The 16,160-nt window shown below is 69.5% G+C and carries 13 protein-coding genes; 5 read left to right on the top strand and 8 right to left on the bottom strand.

What is annotated here, in order from left to right; all coding sequences use genetic code 11:
- The first annotated feature begins 97 nt into the window (after nucleotides 1-97).
- Together BLU09_RS22575 and BLU09_RS22580 are read left to right on the top strand one after the other, a co-directional pair.
- Nucleotides 98-1,708 (top strand): Na+/H+ antiporter, encoded by a 1,611-nt coding sequence (locus BLU09_RS22575; protein ID WP_090491580.1) that lies wholly within the window; start codon nucleotides 98-100, stop codon nucleotides 1,706-1,708.
- A gap of 127 nt (nucleotides 1,709-1,835) precedes the next feature.
- Entirely contained in the window at nucleotides 1,836-2,702 is an 867-nt protein-coding gene (locus BLU09_RS22580) for a universal stress protein (RefSeq protein WP_244171949.1), read from the top strand.
- Between the two features lie 25 nt (nucleotides 2,703-2,727).
- Here the strand turns inward: BLU09_RS22580 and BLU09_RS22585 are convergent, their stop codons facing one another.
- The 5 genes from BLU09_RS22585 to BLU09_RS22605 all read right to left on the bottom strand — a co-directional run bounded on the left by BLU09_RS22585 (nucleotide 2,728) and on the right by BLU09_RS22605 (nucleotide 8,141).
- Nucleotides 2,728-3,489: a hypothetical protein gene (locus BLU09_RS22585; protein WP_090491582.1), complete on the bottom strand. Its 762-nt coding sequence runs from the start codon at nucleotides 3,487-3,489 to the stop codon at nucleotides 2,728-2,730.
- Between the two features lie 21 nt (nucleotides 3,490-3,510).
- Nucleotides 3,511-4,308, bottom strand: a complete 798-nt coding sequence (gene truA, locus BLU09_RS22590; protein ID WP_090491583.1) for a tRNA pseudouridine(38-40) synthase TruA — start codon at nucleotides 4,306-4,308, stop codon at nucleotides 3,511-3,513.
- Between the two features lie 3 nt (nucleotides 4,309-4,311).
- Complete coding sequence (locus BLU09_RS22595) at nucleotides 4,312-5,538, bottom strand: serine/threonine protein kinase (RefSeq protein ID WP_090491584.1); 1,227 nt, start codon at nucleotides 5,536-5,538, stop codon at nucleotides 4,312-4,314.
- A gap of 282 nt (nucleotides 5,539-5,820) precedes the next feature.
- On the bottom strand, nucleotides 5,821-6,807 hold the full coding sequence (locus tag BLU09_RS22600) for a class I SAM-dependent rRNA methyltransferase (RefSeq protein WP_090491585.1): 987 nt from the start codon (nucleotides 6,805-6,807) through the stop codon (nucleotides 5,821-5,823).
- Between the two features lie 8 nt (nucleotides 6,808-6,815).
- Nucleotides 6,816-8,141 (bottom strand): amidohydrolase family protein, encoded by a 1,326-nt coding sequence (locus tag BLU09_RS22605; protein ID WP_090491586.1) that lies wholly within the window; start codon nucleotides 8,139-8,141, stop codon nucleotides 6,816-6,818.
- A 116-nt stretch (nucleotides 8,142-8,257) separates the two neighbouring features.
- Here BLU09_RS22605 and BLU09_RS22610 point away from each other — a divergent pair, with 116 nt between their 5' ends.
- Nucleotides 8,258-9,388, top strand: coding sequence for a hypothetical protein (locus tag BLU09_RS22610; protein WP_244171950.1), 1,131 nt, complete (start codon nucleotides 8,258-8,260; stop codon nucleotides 9,386-9,388).
- Here the strand turns inward: BLU09_RS22610 and BLU09_RS22615 are convergent.
- The 3 genes from BLU09_RS22615 to BLU09_RS22625 all read right to left on the bottom strand — a co-directional run bounded on the left by BLU09_RS22615 (nucleotide 9,385) and on the right by BLU09_RS22625 (nucleotide 13,605).
- Complete coding sequence (locus tag BLU09_RS22615) at nucleotides 9,385-10,164, bottom strand: MerR family transcriptional regulator (RefSeq protein ID WP_186817937.1); 780 nt, start codon at nucleotides 10,162-10,164, stop codon at nucleotides 9,385-9,387. The genes BLU09_RS22610 and BLU09_RS22615 overlap by 4 nt on opposite strands.
- Before the next feature lie 175 nt (nucleotides 10,165-10,339).
- The gene (locus tag BLU09_RS22620; RefSeq protein ID WP_026114034.1) at nucleotides 10,340-10,597 is read right to left on the bottom strand and encodes a hypothetical protein; all 258 of its coding nucleotides are present in this window, start codon (nucleotides 10,595-10,597) and stop codon (nucleotides 10,340-10,342) included.
- Between the two features lie 164 nt (nucleotides 10,598-10,761).
- Nucleotides 10,762-13,605, bottom strand: a complete 2,844-nt coding sequence (locus BLU09_RS22625) for a fused MFS/spermidine synthase (protein ID WP_244171951.1) — start codon at nucleotides 13,603-13,605, stop codon at nucleotides 10,762-10,764.
- Nucleotides 13,606-13,682: 77 nt separating this feature from the next.
- On the opposite strand from BLU09_RS22625, the gene BLU09_RS22630 reads away from it, so the two are divergent.
- Together BLU09_RS22630 and BLU09_RS22635 are read left to right on the top strand one after the other, a co-directional pair.
- On the top strand, nucleotides 13,683-14,657 hold the full coding sequence (locus BLU09_RS22630) for a sensor histidine kinase (protein WP_306440809.1): 975 nt from the start codon (nucleotides 13,683-13,685) through the stop codon (nucleotides 14,655-14,657).
- Between the two features lie 7 nt (nucleotides 14,658-14,664).
- Nucleotides 14,665-16,128 carry a sigma-54-dependent transcriptional regulator gene (locus BLU09_RS22635; RefSeq protein WP_090491591.1) on the top strand — a complete coding sequence of 488 codons (1,464 nt, stop codon included), beginning with the start codon at nucleotides 14,665-14,667 and terminating at the stop codon, nucleotides 16,126-16,128.
- The last annotated feature ends 32 nt before the right edge of the window (nucleotides 16,129-16,160 follow it).

Here is a 16,160-nt window from a genome sequence, read left to right on the forward strand (position 1 = left end):
GATGCCCTCCGTGCGAGCAAGAACAACATCGAGTGCGTCTCTGTCCAGCTCAACTGCGCTATCGTCCCGCGCTTTGAGCCAAAACAGGTAAGGACGAATGCATTTCGAGTTGGCCTTCGTACTGATTTTCGCCATCGCGACCGCCGTGGCCATCGCCGCGCGGTACTTCAAAATCCCCTATACGGTTGCCCTGGTCGTCGCGGGCCTGCTGTTGGGTACGTTCAAGGCGTTCGAGCCGCCGCACCTCACGAAGGAGCTGCTCTTCGCCATCATCCTCCCAGGTCTGCTGTTCGAAGCGGCCTTCCACGTCGAGTTCCGCAAGTTCTGGAAGAACAAGATGGCCATCCACGCCCTGGCCATTCCAGGGCTCCTGGCCTCCGCGGGGCTCACGGCCTTCATCCTCACGCGCGTGGTGGATGGGTTGGACTTCGTCCATGGCTTCGGGATGCTGTCCGCGCTGGTGTTCGCGTCCGTCATCGTGTCCACGGACCCCATCGCCGTGGTGGCGCTCTTCAAGTCGCTGGGCGCGCCCAAGCGGCTGCTCATCCTGGTGGAGGGAGAGAGCCTGCTGAACGACGGTTCCGCCGTCGTGCTCTTCACGCTCATCGTCGCGGTCGCCACGGGTGGCCAGTTCACGGTGGGCGGCGCCATGTTCGACTTCATCAAGGTCTTCGGCATGGGCGTGCTGATGGGCAGCGCGGTGGGCTTCGCCGTCGCGCAGATCATCAAGCGCGTGGACGACGCCATGGTGGAAATCACCCTCACGGTCATCGCGGCGTACGGCTCGTTCGTGCTCGCCGAGCACTTCCACTACTCGGGCGTCATCGCGTCGGTGGTGGCCGGCATGCTGTGCGGCAACTGGGCCACGCACGAGGGCATGAGCCCCGCCACCCGCATCGCGGTGGAGAGCTTCTGGGAGTACCTGGCGTTCGCGCTCAACTCCGTGGTGTTCCTCCTCATCGGCCTGGAGGTGCAGCTCTCCTCGCTGCTGGCCTCGTGGAAGCCCATCCTCGCCGCCTATGTGGCGGTGATGGTGGCCCGCGCCGTGGTCGTCTACGGCGTGTCCGCGCTGCTCCGCTTCACCAAGGAGAAGATGCCGTGGACCTGGAGCGCGGTGCTCACCTGGAGCGGCCTGCGTGGCGCCATCTCCATGGTGCTGGTGCTCGGTCTTCCCACGGACTTCCCGCACCGCGAGCTGCTGGTGAACATGACGTTCGGCGTGGTGGTCCTCTCCATCATCTTCCAGGGCCTCACCATGGCGCCGCTGCTGCGCAAGCTGCGCATCACCGGCCTCAAGGACGCGTTCCAGGAGCAGTACGAGCTGGCCCGCGGCCGCCTGGGCGCCATCCACGCAGCGCAGGCCGCGCTGGAGGGCATGCGCCGCGCCCGGGAGATTCCGGGGGATGTGGTGACGCAGCTGGAGAAGGACTACCAGGAGAAGGAAGTCGTCGCGGAGAAGGAGCTGACGGCGCTGAAGCAGCAGTCGATGCGCTTCCACGAGGAGGAGCACCAGGAAGCGGTCCGCCGCGTGCTCATCGTGGAGAAGGCGGCGCTGCTCAAGGCCTATCAGTCCGCCACCATTGGCAAGGAGGCCTTCGCACGGCTGACGGCGGATCTGGATGAGCGCATCGCCGCAGCGGACGCCGCGGAGAACCACGTGCCGCCAGAGGGTGAGACTCCGCCCGTGGCCAGCGCCGCGAGCGCCTGAGTCATCCGGGCACGGCACATCCGCCTGAGGACATTCAGGCGGGTTTGCCGTGCCTGCTGCGTCTGGGCCTCCTAGACTCTCGTGTGTGAAACCACGAAAGCAGGCGTTCCCGAGGCGACTTCGCAGAGTGCTCGTCGCCACGGATTTCTCGGAGGCGAGCACCCACGCGGTGGGCAGGGCTGGACACCTGCCACTCGCGGACGGCGCGAAGGTGCTGGTGACACACGTCCTCCCCAGCCGCATGCCCGCGGAGGTGGGCACCCGAGCGCTCCAGGCCACCGCGCGCGAGCTGGAGCGGGTCGCCGACCGGCTGCGCAAGCTGCTGCGTGCCGAGGGCAGCTCCGCCACGGTCGACACGCACATCGCTCGCGGCAAGCCCGTCGAGGCCATCCTGCGCCGGGCCCGGGCCTTTGGCGCGGAGCTCATCGTCCTGGGCCGGCATGGCGACAAGCCGCTGCGCAACATGTTCCTGGGCTCCACGGCGGAGAACGTCATCCGCGGCGGAGACCTGCCCGTGCTCATCGCCAACCGGCGGGCGCCTGGGCCCTACCTACGGCCCGTCGTGGCCGTGGACGCGGACGAAACGTCCAAGCGCGCGGCGAGCTTCGTTCCCACGCTGATGACGCCCGGCTCCGAGCTGACGCTGGTGCACGCGTATGACGTGCCGCTGGAGTACGCGGTGTTCCCCGGGCTGACGGCGAAGGAGCACAAGCACTACCGGCAGACGTTCAAGGCGTCCGCGGAGCGCAAGCTCAAGGCGTTGCAGCGAGAGCTCGATGCAAGCGACATCCCGTACCACCTGGTGATGGAGAGCGGCGGCTCACGCTCCATCATCCTCGAGTTCGTGGACGACCAGGGCGCGGACCTGCTGGCGCTGGGCACCCGGGCGCGCTCCGGTGTGGCGTTCGCGTTGCTCGGCAGCGTCGCGACGGACCTCATCCGTGAGGCGAAGTGCGACGTGCTCGTCGTCCGCGAGCCCGAGCCCCGCGAGTAGCGTGAAGGCCCCCGCGCGTGCGGCCTCAGGCCTCGGGGGCCTTGCCTGCCTGGGGGTCGGTGGCGGGTGAGGTCCCTGCCTCTTCCGTCGCGGTGGGCTCCGCGCCGCCCCCGGAGGCCTGCGCCTGCGATGCCGTTGCGTTCGCGTCGCTGGCTGGCGCCTGAGCCGGCGCAGAAGCAACCGTCGCCGAGACGGCCGCGGCCGTGAGCGCGTCCCCAGCCACAGCCGTGGACTGGGCTTCTCGCTGCTCCAGTCGCGCCCCACCCTGCTCCGCCGCGCGGAGGAACTCGTCGTACTCGGACTTGCGCTCCGCTGCCTTGGCCTGGGTTTTCACCGACTGCTGTGCCGCGGCGTGCCGGCCCATCATCACCGCTCGCGCGCTGAGCACGACGCCTCCGGCAAAGGCCGCCAGGCTGAACACGGAGCCGATGTCCCCGGCCCACAGCCCGTACACGCCGCTCTGGATGAAGGCCATCGCGTTCAGGAAGGCCGCGCCCGTGAGCGCCGCACCACCCGCCGTGGTCCACGGACGCAGCTCCATCACCCGCGCGGCGCCGTAGCACAGCACCGGCAACATCCCGAGCACCCACAGGTTCTCCAGCAGCACCGCCAGCGCCACCCGCAGCACGCCCACCGGCACCGCCTGGATGCGCACGCTCAGCCGAAGCGTCAACGCCACGCTCAGAATCGACCCCGCGATGAGCGCGATGAACCCCAGTCCCATGATGAACTGGAAGCGACGGACACGGACGCGCAGCGGTTCGAGGACACTCGTCTTGGAGCTCACAGGCAGGCAGCCTACTCCACTTCAGCCCTCATCCTCTTCCACGTCCGTCGTTCCCCCCGGCGTGCGGGCAGGCGGGCCGTCCCCGTAGAAGACCTCCTCCAGCACCAGCCCCTGAGCCGGCGCGGTAGGCCCGGCCCGCTTGCGCTCCTTGGAGGCCAGCACCTCCGCCACCCAGGACGCGGGCCGCCGTCCCTTCCCCACCTCCACCAGTGTCCCCGCCAGGTTGCGCACCATGTGCTTCAGGAACGCGGTGCCCTCCACGACGAAGGACACGGCGTCCCCCGACGTGCCTTCCACCGCCAGGCTCCGTATCTCCCGCACCGCGTGCTTCGCCTGGCAGTCCGCGGCCCTGAAGGCGGAGAAGTCATGCCGCCCCAGCAGGTGCGTGGCCGCCTGCCGCATGGCCTCCACATCCAACGGAGCGAAGACTTCCCAGTGCGTCATCCGCCGCAGCGGCGAGCGCGTGCGCCGGTTGCTCACGCGATACCGGTAGCGCTTGCCCCGGGACCACCGGCGCGGGTCGAAGTCCTCGGCCACCTCCATCGCGTCCACCACGGCCACGTCGGGCGGCAGCAGGCCATTGAGCCCCATGACGTAGGCCTTCATCGGCAACACCCGGGGCGTGTCGAAACACGCCACCTGCCCTGAGGCATGGACGCCCGCATCCGTGCGCCCCGCCGACGCCACCGACACACGCACCCCCAGCAGCCGCTCCAGCCCCGATTCCAGCACCGACTGGATGGAGGGCCCGTTGGGCTGCACCTGCCAGCCCACGTAGCGCGTTCCTTCGTATTCGAGCGTCAGCTTCAGCCGGGGCATGGGTCAGCGGTACTTGAGCCAGGACTCGAGCAGCTCGGCCACCATGCGGCCCGCGGGCACGTTGTTGCGGCGGGCCACCGCCTCCAGCGCTTCCGAGACGGCGGGGCTCAGCGGCACGGCCAGGGTGCGCGGCTCGGTGCGGTCATCGTGGGCCGGGGGCTCCGGCTCCGGAGCGGGCATGGCCTTCGCGGTGTCGAGCGCGTCCGCCACATCCGACAGCTCCAGGGCCTCCTCCGACGTGGGCGCGGCCGCGGCACGCACGGCCAGGCGGCGCTGCTCGGCGGCCAGCTCCTCCTCGAAGAGCTGCTTGATGAAGTTGGACAGGTGCAGCGCCGTGGGCGTGAAGTCGTACGCGTCCAGGAAGGCGTCCAGGTCCTTCTGCATCTGCGCGGCCGTCTGGTAGCGCTTGTCCCGGTCGCGCTCCAGCGCCCGCATCAGGATGGTCTCCAGGCGCTCCGGCAGGTCCTCGCGGAAGTACGACGGCGCGTAGATCTTCCCGTCCGTGATGCTGCGCATCACCGCGGCCTCGGACTCACCGGTGAAGAGCTTGAAGCCGGTGAGCCACTCGTAGAGCACCACGCCCAGGGAGAAGACGTCGCTGCGGCAGTCGAGCGGCTTGCCCAGACACTGCTCCGGGCTCATGTAGCTGAGCTTGCCCTTGATTTCGCCGTTGCGCGTCTGCTCCATCTGGTTGGCGGCCTTGGCGATGCCGAAATCCAGAATCTTCACCGAGCCGTCGAAGGCGACGACGATGTTCTCCGGTGACACGTCCCGGTGGACGATGTTGAGCGGGTTGCCGTACAGGTCCACCTTGGTGTGCGCGTGGTGCAGGCCCGCGCAGACGCACGAGGCAATCTTCACCGCGTACACCAGCGGGAAGGGAATCCCCAGCGCCTCCGCCTTGGGGACGACGCGGCGCATGTCCCGCCCGGACACGTACTCCATGGCGATGAAGTAGCTGTCGGCGATCTTCCCCAGGTCGTGAATCTGCACCACGTTGGGATGATTGAGCTGCGCGGCGAGCCGAGCCTCGTTGAGGAACATCTTCACGAAGGCCGCGTGCTTGGTCAGGTGCGGGCGGATGCGCTTGATGACGACGGGAGACTCGCGGCCGTCCTCCTGCTGCTGATGCGCAAGGAAGATTTCGGCCATGCCTCCCACGGCGATGCGGTCGATGAGGCGGTACTTTCCAAAGCGGCCGGTGTCGCGCTGCGGGGCGGCGGGAGGCATGGCCCGGCGAGCCTACCTGTGCCGAGCCTCGGAGTGGCAACAAACTTGGGCGAAGCTCGACAGGCCTCTACTCGAATCTGCAAGCGTTTCGGGCCTCGTCCCAGGCCCCGCCGCGGTCAAGGCATCGGTCGATATCCCAGCCCTCGAAGAACCAGTAGACGATCGCCGCGGCGACCACGACCATGCACATGACGAACACGACCCACTCCCAGGGCTTCATCCGCGAGAGTGTAGCCGGTCGCGTGTGAGCAAACCGAGGGCCCGCCTCCCTGGCCTCTATTCCTACCGGACCTGCACCCGGTGCACCTTCAGCGCGGGTTCCTGTCCGGGCGGCGGTGGGAAATCCAACGCGGACGGCGCCAGCGCGCCCAACGACGTCCCCTGGCGTCCCGCCTGGGACACCCCTTCGAGCACCATGGCCTCGAAGCGGCGGGCGGGCAGTCCCGCGTGGTTGCAGCACGCCACCAGTTGACCTCCCGGGCTGACGACACGCGCGGCGGCCTCGGCCAGCCGGGCATAGTCGCGCGCCGCGGAGAACCGGCCACTGCGCGTCGTCGAGAACGACGGCGGGTCCGAGATGACGATGTCGAAGGACTCGCCCTTCTTCGCCAGACGCTTCAGCCAATCGAACACGTCACCGGCCACGTAGTCATACCGGTCCACCGTCTGGCCATTGAGGCGCGCGTTCTCCTCGCCCCACTCCAGCACGCGCCGGCTCGCATCCAGGTTGAGCGCCCGCTTCGCGCCGCCCGCCATGGCCACGACGCCAAAGGCACAGGTGTACGAGAAGAGGTTGAGCACGGTGAGGCCCCGCGCCTGCGACAGCAGCCACGCCCGCGTGTCCCGCATGTCCAGGTACAGCCCCACCGACAGCCCCTGCGCCGGACGGATGAGGAATTTCAGGCCGTTTTCGAGCGCCGTGAAGGACTCCACCGCTTCGCCCCGGGCGGGTGCCTCGGGTGCGAGCGATTCCTTCGCCACATTGGCCAGGACACGCGCCTCCCGGGGCCGGCGCTTGAGGTAGAGGCTTCGAGGCGCCCAGGCGGCCATGGCCGCGTCGAGCAGCGTCTCCTCCTCGTCCGGCGTGAAGTCCCGGTAGAGGCTGATGACGTACACGTCACCAAACACATCCGCCGTCACGTCCGGCACGCCGTCCGCTTCGGCGTTCACCACGCGCCAGGCCGTGGTCCGCGCGTCTCCCAGCAGCGGCCCGCGCCGGCCACGCGAGGCGCGCAGCGTCTCCACGAGAGTAGAAGGCAATGTGCCCATGCCGCCGCTCAACTGCCCAGACGCGCGCGCGTCCAGACACGCTCCAGCGCCTGGGTCGCCGCGCGGGAAAGCGCCACGTAGTCGAGCCCCAGCAACTGCCCCTCCCGCACGCAGACCCGGCCGTTCACGATGGTCCACCCCACCGGCGAATGCGCCAGCTGCCCGAGCAGATAGGGCGAGTAGCCCGTCTCCGGATCCGCGGTGGGCACGACGTCGTAGACGACGAGGTCCGCGATGCTCCCCTCCTCCACGCTCCCGGAGGGCAGGCCGAACAGCCGCGTGCACAGCTCCGCCGGGCCGTTGACGAGCAGGTGCGCCAGCGCCCCATCCACGTCCGGCATCCTGCCGGAACGGGAGATGCGCAGCACGCCCACCAGCGCGGCGAGCAGCTCGTCCTGGAGGCTGCCATGGCCCCCGGTGCCGAGCCCCAGCAGGTGGACCCGCGACAGCACCGCGTCCATGGGGTCCGCGCCGCGCTCCAGCGCGCGCACGCCCCGGGCCGCCAGCGCCACGAAGGCACCGCTCTGCTCCAGCAGCTCCGCCTCCGCGCTGTCCAGCACGCGCGCGTAGCCCGCGATGGCCCGCGGCCCGAGCAGTCCCAGCGCATCCAGCCGCGGAACCACGCGCTTGCCGTGCTGCGAGTAGGTGGAGGCGAGGTCGTCCTCGCTCTCCGCGAGGTGGAAGACGGTGGGCGCGTCCAGCACCCGGCTCAGCTCCGCGATGCGGCGCAGCAGCGCGTCGTCGCAGGTGAACGACGCATGGAAGCCAAGCGCGCCCCGGACCAACGGGTGATCCCGATGCGCGCGCGTGAAGTCCGCGTTGGCGTCCAGCCACGCCTGCGCCTGCGCCGCGCCGTCCAATCCGTGGGTGGAGTGGCTCGTCACCAACCGCAAGCCCACCGCCTCCGCGGCGCGAGCCTGGGCGGCGAGTCCTCCGGCCACGTCCTGGCAGGACAGGTGCTCCACCGCCAGGGTGACGCCGTGACGCAGGGCTCGGGCCGCCGCGTAGCGGGTGAGGGCCTCCACGTCCTCGTTCGTGAGCAGCCGTGCCACGTGCCGGAGCCGGTCCAGGCGCTCGCGGGGCGGAAGCATCAGGAAGTGTCCCGTCGGCGGCAGCAACTGGCCGTTGACGAGGTGCGTGTGGCAGTCCACCAGGCCTGGCGCCACCAACCGGCCATGACAGGCGACTTCCCAGTCCCCGGGCAACACTGGCACCTGGGCGTCCGGAGCCATGCGGCGGATGGTGTTGCCTTCCACCACCACGGCCATGCCATGGCGGACGCGTCCGTCCGCCCTGAACACGGCGCAGTTTTTCAGAAGCAGGCGGCCTTCCATGAAAGCCCTGTTCTAACACGGGCGCGGCGCGGCGCGAGCGGCGCCGCCGCCAGCGAGCATGTTAGGGTCCGTACGGTATGACGCCGCTGAGCCCCGCCGTGAACTCCCCGTCTCCCGTGACGGCACCCTCCCCGGGAGGGGCGCTGGCCTTCCGGGACTTGTGGCTCTTCTCACCGCGGGCAGACGCCCTCATCGTCGCCCTGCCCCTGGCCCTGGCCCTGTGCACGGCGGCCGCCAACGTCTGGCTGGCCCCGGGCGCCGCGGAAGGCGCGCACCGCCTTTCCGCCTGGACGGCGCAGAACCTGCTCGGCAACGCCACCCACGTCATCCTCACGTTCCTGCTCTTCGCGGTGCACCGGGACGTGCTGACGTCCGCCCCGGGCCAACCCCGGCAGGTGCTGGCGGGTTCGCTGGGCATGCTCGCGGTGGGCACGGTGCTCTTCTTCACCTTCTACGCGGAGCGCACGGCGCACACGTATGGCGTGGCGGTGATTTTCAACGTCTTCGGCACGCACCACACCTTGTCCCAGCACCGGGGCATCTGGTCACTCCACGGGCTGCGCGCGGGCAAGGCCGGCCTGCCCGGCGCGTCGGCGCTGGAGCGCAAGCTGCAACAGATGTACGTCCCGCTGCTGCTCACGCTGCTGCTGGTGCGCATCTTCTTCGTGCCGGAGGCCCCCGGGCCCGATGCGCCGGCGTACCTCGACATTGGCCAGGGAGCGGTGCTCCCGCACGGCACGCTTGGGGTGCTGCTGGCGGTGTGGCTGGGCTACTTCATGCTGCTGTTCCGCACGGTGCTGCGCGCGGAGGCGGTCAGCGGGCCCAAGGTGCTCTACCTCCTGGCCATGGCGACGGCGACCGGGCTGGTGCTGGTGGCGCCCACCTGGGGCTACGTCATGCTGCCCGGCATGCACGGCCTGGAGTACTACATGCTCACCGCGCGGATGCTGGAGCCGCGCGAGGGTGACACGCCCCGGCTGCCGCGGAAGTTCATCGTCCCGGCGATGATTGCGTCCATGCTGCCCCTGTTGGCGCTGGGCGCGGTGCACGGCCTGCTCCAGCAGGGCGTGGTGCGCGGCGCGCTGGGCAGCAACATGGGCGTGGCGGAGACGCATCCCCTGCTGCGCGCCATGACGTCCCTGGGCTTCGCGGTGGTGCTGGCGCACTACTTCGCGGACGCGCTCATCTACCGCTTCCGGATTCCCTCCATCCGCGCGGTGATGCTGAAGCGGTTGGGCTTCAGCTAGCCGCAGGGAGCATCGGCGGCCCCCTGTCGTTCCGCGTTGGCCGCGAAGGCATCCCGCAGGAACAGCGACAGGCCCGGGCGCACCTTGTCGATGTTCTCCGTGAAGCGCGTATCCGCCACGTACATCTCCCCCAGGCCCCGGTGCATGGCGGGCGGGCACGCGTAGAACCACTTGCCCAGGTATTGCCGGTGCGCCTCGGCCAGGTCCATGGCCGCGGCCGACGCGGCGCTGGTGCCCGCCGCGAGCAGGTCCGCCAACGCCTGGAAGAGGGCGTCCCCCTCCTCCTTGATGCGCTTCCAGTCCTCCTTCTTGTAGCGCGCCGTCCTCCGGGCGGATTCCTTGTAGGCCTCCGTGTTTCCCCAGCGCTGCTTCGCCTCCTCCTCGTACTTCGAGGGGTCGAAGTCACCAAAGGCCTCGAACATCGCGTCCTTGTCCACGTGCGTCCCCTTCTCCAGCGCGTCCAGCGCCGCGTCCACGGCATGCACCAGCGCGTCCAGACGGGCGGCCCGCTCCGTCAGGAGCTGCCGCTGCATCCGCAGCGCGGTGCCCAGGTCGAAGGTGGGGTCGCCCAGGATGCGGCGGATGTCCTCCAGCGGGAAGCCCAGCTCCTTGAAGAAGAGCACCTGCTGGAGCTTCTGGAGGTCCGCCTGTGAATAGAGCCGGTAGCCGGCCTCGCTGCGGTCCGAAGGACACAACAGGCCCAGCTCGTCATAGTGGTGCAACGCGCGGATGCTGATTTTCGCCAGCCGGGCGACCTGGCTCACCGTCAGGGCCATCTCCACCTCTTGATGAGGAGGTGTAGGGCCTCACGTCGCGTGAGGGTCAAGCCCCTGGGCGGGGGTGCTGCCACTTCCGGCCGGGCACCGGGCTGACGACTCAGCCCTCGACCTCAGCCGCCCGAGAGGAGCCACCCACACGAGGCAGGTATGGCTCCCCCCGGAAGGACACGGCTCAGTACGCGTTGTTCTGGCCGAACGTCTTGATGGTCTTCTTCTCCAGCTGGCGCTGACGCTCGGTGGCCTCGGAGTCGACGGAGGCGTTACCGGCCAGCGCGTCGGCGGAGGCGCCGAACAGCTTGCGGATGTTGTCGCCGAACAGGGTCACCACGCCGATGGCGGCGATCGCGATGAGGGCGACGATGATGATGTACTCGGTCATGCCCTGGCCACGAGCCTTGCGGAGCTGCTGCTTCTTCGAGATCGCCTTCATGGAACTCTCCGGGGATTGCAGTGGTGGAAAAAACACCCTGCTGCTTGGGTGATTCGCACCCTAGGGCAGATCCCACTTCCACCTCCATCGGTCATCGGGAGGATGCCAGGAATTCTCAGTGATTCCAGGCGATTGGCCCGATTGGGATGCGCCAGGCCCCCATTTCAGGGGCCCCCGGGGGCGGCAACGGGCGTTTGGGCGGTGCCTTCGCAGCTCGAACGGGGCAGCGCCTCGCAGAGCGAGCGCAGCGCCCGGGCCAGATGTTCGTCGTCCGGGTGCCGGGACGCAACCTCGCGCCCCAGGGCCACGGTGTCGTGCAGGGCACCTACAGGCGTCCACATGGTGCGCGAAGCCCAGGTCCGAGCCGTCACCAGCCGGAGGTAGGCCGTCACCAGGGCGGGCTCGCGTCCTCCCCGCGCCACCTCGGGCTCCAGGAGCGAGGCGGCCAGCGTCAAATCCTGCTGGGCCAGCGCCGCCTTGCCCAGGGCCAGGGCGGACTCCGGGCTGTCGGGGGCCAGCCGCCGCCACTGCGCGGCCGCGCCTCGCACCATGGGGTCATTGGGCGCGTGGTAGCGCTCGATGTTCCGGTACAGCCCGGCGGCCTGCTCCGCGGTGGGCGGGTGCTGCTGGACGTAGTCGTGCAGGAAGAGGCGGTCCGCCCCTTCGGGCGCGCGCCGCTCGTCCTTCACTCGCACGTCCAGATTCGACACGAAGAAGGCGATGGGCGACGCGTACTCCAGCAGGTTGTGGTCGTCCGTGTTGATGGGGCCCTCACCGGCGAACTCGAGCTGGCCGGCCTCGCTGTGCACCTGCTTGGACAGCAGCGCGAACACGTCGTTGATGCCCACGCGGGACAAGTCCTTCCGCACCTCCGGATGCCCCATGCGCTCGGCCAGGCGCGCCGCATCGAAGGCCAGGGGCTTGCGGCTGGCCACCATCACCAGGTCATGCGGCCCCAGCCACGTGGTGGCGTGCGGGAAGGTGTCGCGCAGCGTGCGGACCACCAGCTTGATGAGGTCCTCGTTGCTCTCGTAGGTGTGGATCCACTGCACCAGCACGCCGTCGTCCGCCAGGTGCCGGTCCACCGTCTGGAAGAAGTCCCGCGTGAAGAGGCCGGACACGCCGGACACCCACGGGTTGGACGGCACGCTCACCACCAGGTCGTACTTGCGCGGCGACAGCGCCATGAACGTCTTGGCGTCGTCCACGTGCACGTGGGTGCGCGGGTCATCCACCGCGTTGCGGTTGTCCGCCTTGAACAGGCGCGCCGCGTCGATGACGGCGGGAGCAATCTCCACCATGTCCAGGTGCTCCACGGGGTGCACCAGCACGCTGCCCGCGGTGATGGCCGCGCCGGCGCCCACCAGCAGCACCGTCTTGGGCTCACGCGGGTGCAACAGGGCGCCCAGGTGACCGGCCACCACCTGCGTCTCCACGTCGCTCCCGTTGGACGCGTCCACCTTCCCGTTGAGCTTCATGAACCGCAGGTTGTCCACGGGAACGTCCGCCACCATCACCGTGGCGAAGGTGTCGTCCTGGTAGAAGATGGGGCGGATGAGGGCCTCCGTCTCCGCCACCAGCTTCGCGTAGCTCTCCGGCGGCTTCTCATGGGAGCGGATGGAGGCGATGCCCGACAACCGCACCGCCCAGCCGCTCATCCCGCCCAGCACCACCAGCGCCAGCACCGCCGTGGCGGCCACCGGCCACAAGGCGCGCGCGTGCTGCGCGGGACGGCCGGGGGCCGCGTGGAAGGCCAGCCCCGCGCCGAGCAGGTTGGCCGCCACGCCCGCGATGAAGTTGCCCTCCATGCCCCACCACGGCATCAGCACCAGCACGCCCAGCGCCGAACCCGTAATCGTGCCCACCGTGTTCCACAAGTAGACGCCGCCCAGCTGGCGCCCCACCTCGGACACCTTGGCCGTGGCCACGCGCGCCGCCGCCGGGAACGCCGCGCCCATGAAGAAGGTGGGAACCAGCAGCACCAGGCAGCAGAAGCCGAAGGTCAGCACCTGGAACAGCGGCCAGGTGTCCAGCGAGCGCGTCATCATCCACTGCGCCTTGCGGAACAGGTGAGGCAGCCGGACGTAGAGCGGCAGCGCCACGCAGATGCTGGCCACCAGCGCGACCTGGAGCCGGCCGAACAGGCGCAGCGAGTCCACCTGTCCCTTGCGCGTCATCAGCCAGAAGCTGCCCAGGCCGATGCCCATGATGAACGCGGTGAGGATGAGCGTGAAGGCATAGGTGGACGCGCCCAGGACGATGGACAGCAGGCGGATCCACGTCACCTGGTACAGCATGGACGTGAAGCCGGACAGCAGCACGCCGATGAGCGCCGCCCTCACCGCGATGCGCGGATAGGACACCTCCGCGTCGCCCGCTTCCACAGGAGGCGTCTGTCCCGGCACCAGCGCGGGCGGGAAGCGCCGGGCCAGCCCCAGCGAGGCCAGCGCCACCAGGATGTTGAGCCCCGCGGCCAGCCCCGCCGAGGAGGACAGGCCGATGGCGGGCACCAGCTTCGTCCCGGCGATGAACACCCCCACCGCCGCGCCCAGGCTGTTGACGGCGTAGAGCCGCGCCAACTCGTAGCGCACCCCCGACAGGCTGGAGGCGAAGTGCCGCACCAGCGCCGGCAGCGTGCCGCCCATCAGCAGCGTGGGAATCAGCAGCGACGCGGAGGAGACCAGCAGCCGGGGCCCCAGTCGCCAGCCATCCGGCACGGACGGGGCCACGTTCAGCCACAGCGCCCCCAGCACATCGAGCACATAGGGGAAGGCCAGCGCGTACAGGCCCACGCCCAGCTCCAGCAGGCCGTAAAGGGCCAGGGGGTTCTTTGCCCGGTCGGCTGTCCGCCCGAAGACAAATGCCCCCAGCGCTTGCCCGCCCATGAACGTGGCGAGCACCACGGCATGTGCCTGGCCGCTGTTCCCCAGGACATTCCCGAGGTACTTGGACCAGACGAGTTCGTAGACGAGCGCAGTGCCCCCGGACAGGAAGAGGAGGCAGGCCACAAGGTTCTTAGGAAAACGCGCCGGAGATGACATGGGGACAGCGCGGAACCTTAGTCGGTATGTTTCAGGCCCATCAAATGAACACCCATCTCCTGCAAGCCGCGATGCTCGCCTGGACTCCAAGCCTGCGGGTGACACGCGCCGAAGGCGACCTCTCCAGCATCCTGCGGCGCCCCGCCGAGGCCCTGTTGGAGCAGCCGCTCCACGAGGTCCTCGGCGTGTCGCCCAAGCGCGCCCGTGAGCTGGACGCCCGCGCCCGCGAGGACCGCCGCGCGGTGGAGTTCATCTCCGCCAACCTCGGCGGCGAGGACGCGTGCCCCCTCCGCCTGTCCCTGGGACTGGACGACGGCGAGGCCAGCGCCACCGTGCTGGACCTCAACGCCGTGCTGGATGGCGCCCCCCCGGTGCAGATTTCACGGCTGTCCTCCTCGCTCAGCCACGAGATTCGCAACCCCCTCTCCTCGGTGAAGATGGCGGTGCAGACGCTGGCCCGGAACACCGGCCTCAATGACCGGGACAAGCGGCGGCTCACCATCGCCAACCGGGAGATTCGCACCATGGAGCGCATGCTCTGGCTCCTCTCCGAATACGGCCGCGACACCACCCCGAAGATGGACGCCCATCCGCTGCGCGGCGTGGTGCAGGAGGCCACGGAGATGGTGGCCCCCGAGCTGGCCGAGCGGCGCGTGGAGGTCCGCGTGGACGAGGAACCCGACCTGCCCCGCGTCCGGGTGGACCCGACGCGGCTGCGGCCCGTGCTGGCCCAGGTGCTGCTCAACGTCGCCATGGGCCAGGCGGAGGGCAGCCCGATGGAGGTGGCCCTGCGCCGGGGTGGCCCCCACCAGGTGATGATGGTGCTCCACGACCCCGCCGCCGCCCTGCCCCCCGAGGAGAACGGTTCGCTCTTCGAGCCCTTCGGCTCCCGGCTGGCCCGGGGCGCCGGTCTGTCCCTGGCGGCCCTGCGCCGGGTGATGACGGGCGTGGGGGGAGACGTGGCCGCCCGGGGCAGCGCCGAGCCGGGCGTGGTGCTGACGCTGACGTTCGCCACCTGAGAGCGCCATGGAGACCCTTCTCATCGTCGACGACGACGTCTCGCTCCTCGAAACGCTGAAGATGCACTTCGAGGAGATCGAGCAGGACGGCCAGCCCCGCTACCAGGTGGCCACCGCCACCAGCGCCGCGGCGGGACTGCGCGCCGCCCAGGAGGCCATGCCCAGCGTGGTCATCCTCGACATGATGCTCCCGGACCGCACGGGCCTGGAAATCATCGAGGAGATGAAGGGCCTGTGCGGGGACGCGCGCATCATCCTGGTCACCGCGTACCACGACATGGAGACCACCATCCGGGCCATGAAGGCCGGGGCTTTCGACTACATCCACAAGCCCTTCCCGGACCCGGCCGCCCTGGACCTGGTGGTGGAGCGCGCGCTGGAGTACCGCCAGCTGTCGCGCCGCGCGGACGAGGTCCACCGGGAGAATGCCGCCGCCCGCCTGGGCGACATCGTGGGCACCAGCCCGCTGATGCAGCAACTGGTGAAGGAGATTGGAAAAGTCACCGGCAGCCACGCCACCGTGCTGATTACGGGCGAGAGCGGCACCGGCAAGGAGCTCATCGCCCGCGTCATCCACAACTACTCCTACGACGAGCCCCGGCCCTTCATCGGCATCAACTGTTCGGCCATCGTCGACACGCTGCTGGAGAGCGAGCTCTTCGGCCACGAGAAGGGCGCCTTCACCGGCGCCACGGCGGGCAAGCCGGGCAAGTTCGAGCTGGCCGAGGACGGCACGGTGTTCCTGGACGAGATTGGCGACATGTCGCTGATGCTCCAGGCCAAGCTCCTGCGCGTGCTGCAGGAGCGCGAGTTCGAGCGCGTGGGCGGCGTCAAACGCATCAAGCTGCGCGCCCGCGTCATCGCCGCCACCCACCGCGCCCTGGTGGAGGAGGTGGAGGCCGGCCGCTTCCGCGAGGACCTCTACCAACGCCTCAAGGTCATCACCCTCCAGATTCCCCCGCTGCGCGAGCGGCGCGAGGACATCCCCCCGCTGGTGAAGCACCTGCTCGAGCGCATCAACGAGAAGGTCCACAAGCGCGTCACCCGCGTGCCCGGCGAGGTCATGGAGCGCCTCACCCGCCTGCCCTGGCGCGGCAACGTGCGCGAGCTGGAGAACGTGCTCACCCGCGCCGTGGTGCTGGCCCCCGGTGACGTCCTGCGCGGGGACGACTTGCCCGCCCTGGAGTCTCCCCTCCCCTCGCCGGAGCCGGGCCGGGCCGCCTCCGCCCACACCGCCAGCGCCATGTTCGCCGCGCCGGCCGAGGACGACGCCAGCCTGATTCCCACTTTGGAAGAAGCCGAGCGCCAGCTCATCGCCCGTGCGATGACCGTCACCAAGGGGCACAAGGGTCGCACCTGCCAGATCCTTGGAATCAGCCGCCCCACCCTGGAGCGCAAGCTCCAGAAGTACGGTCTTGCACAGGGCCAGAGCCCTCAAGTGCACACCTTCCCTGTGAAGGATGCCTCGTGAGCACTCCTGGACAGTGTCGCTGCTCCGACACT

This window comes from Myxococcus virescens (assembly GCF_900101905.1).
In the GTDB taxonomy this organism is placed as follows: domain Bacteria; phylum Myxococcota; class Myxococcia; order Myxococcales; family Myxococcaceae; genus Myxococcus; species Myxococcus virescens.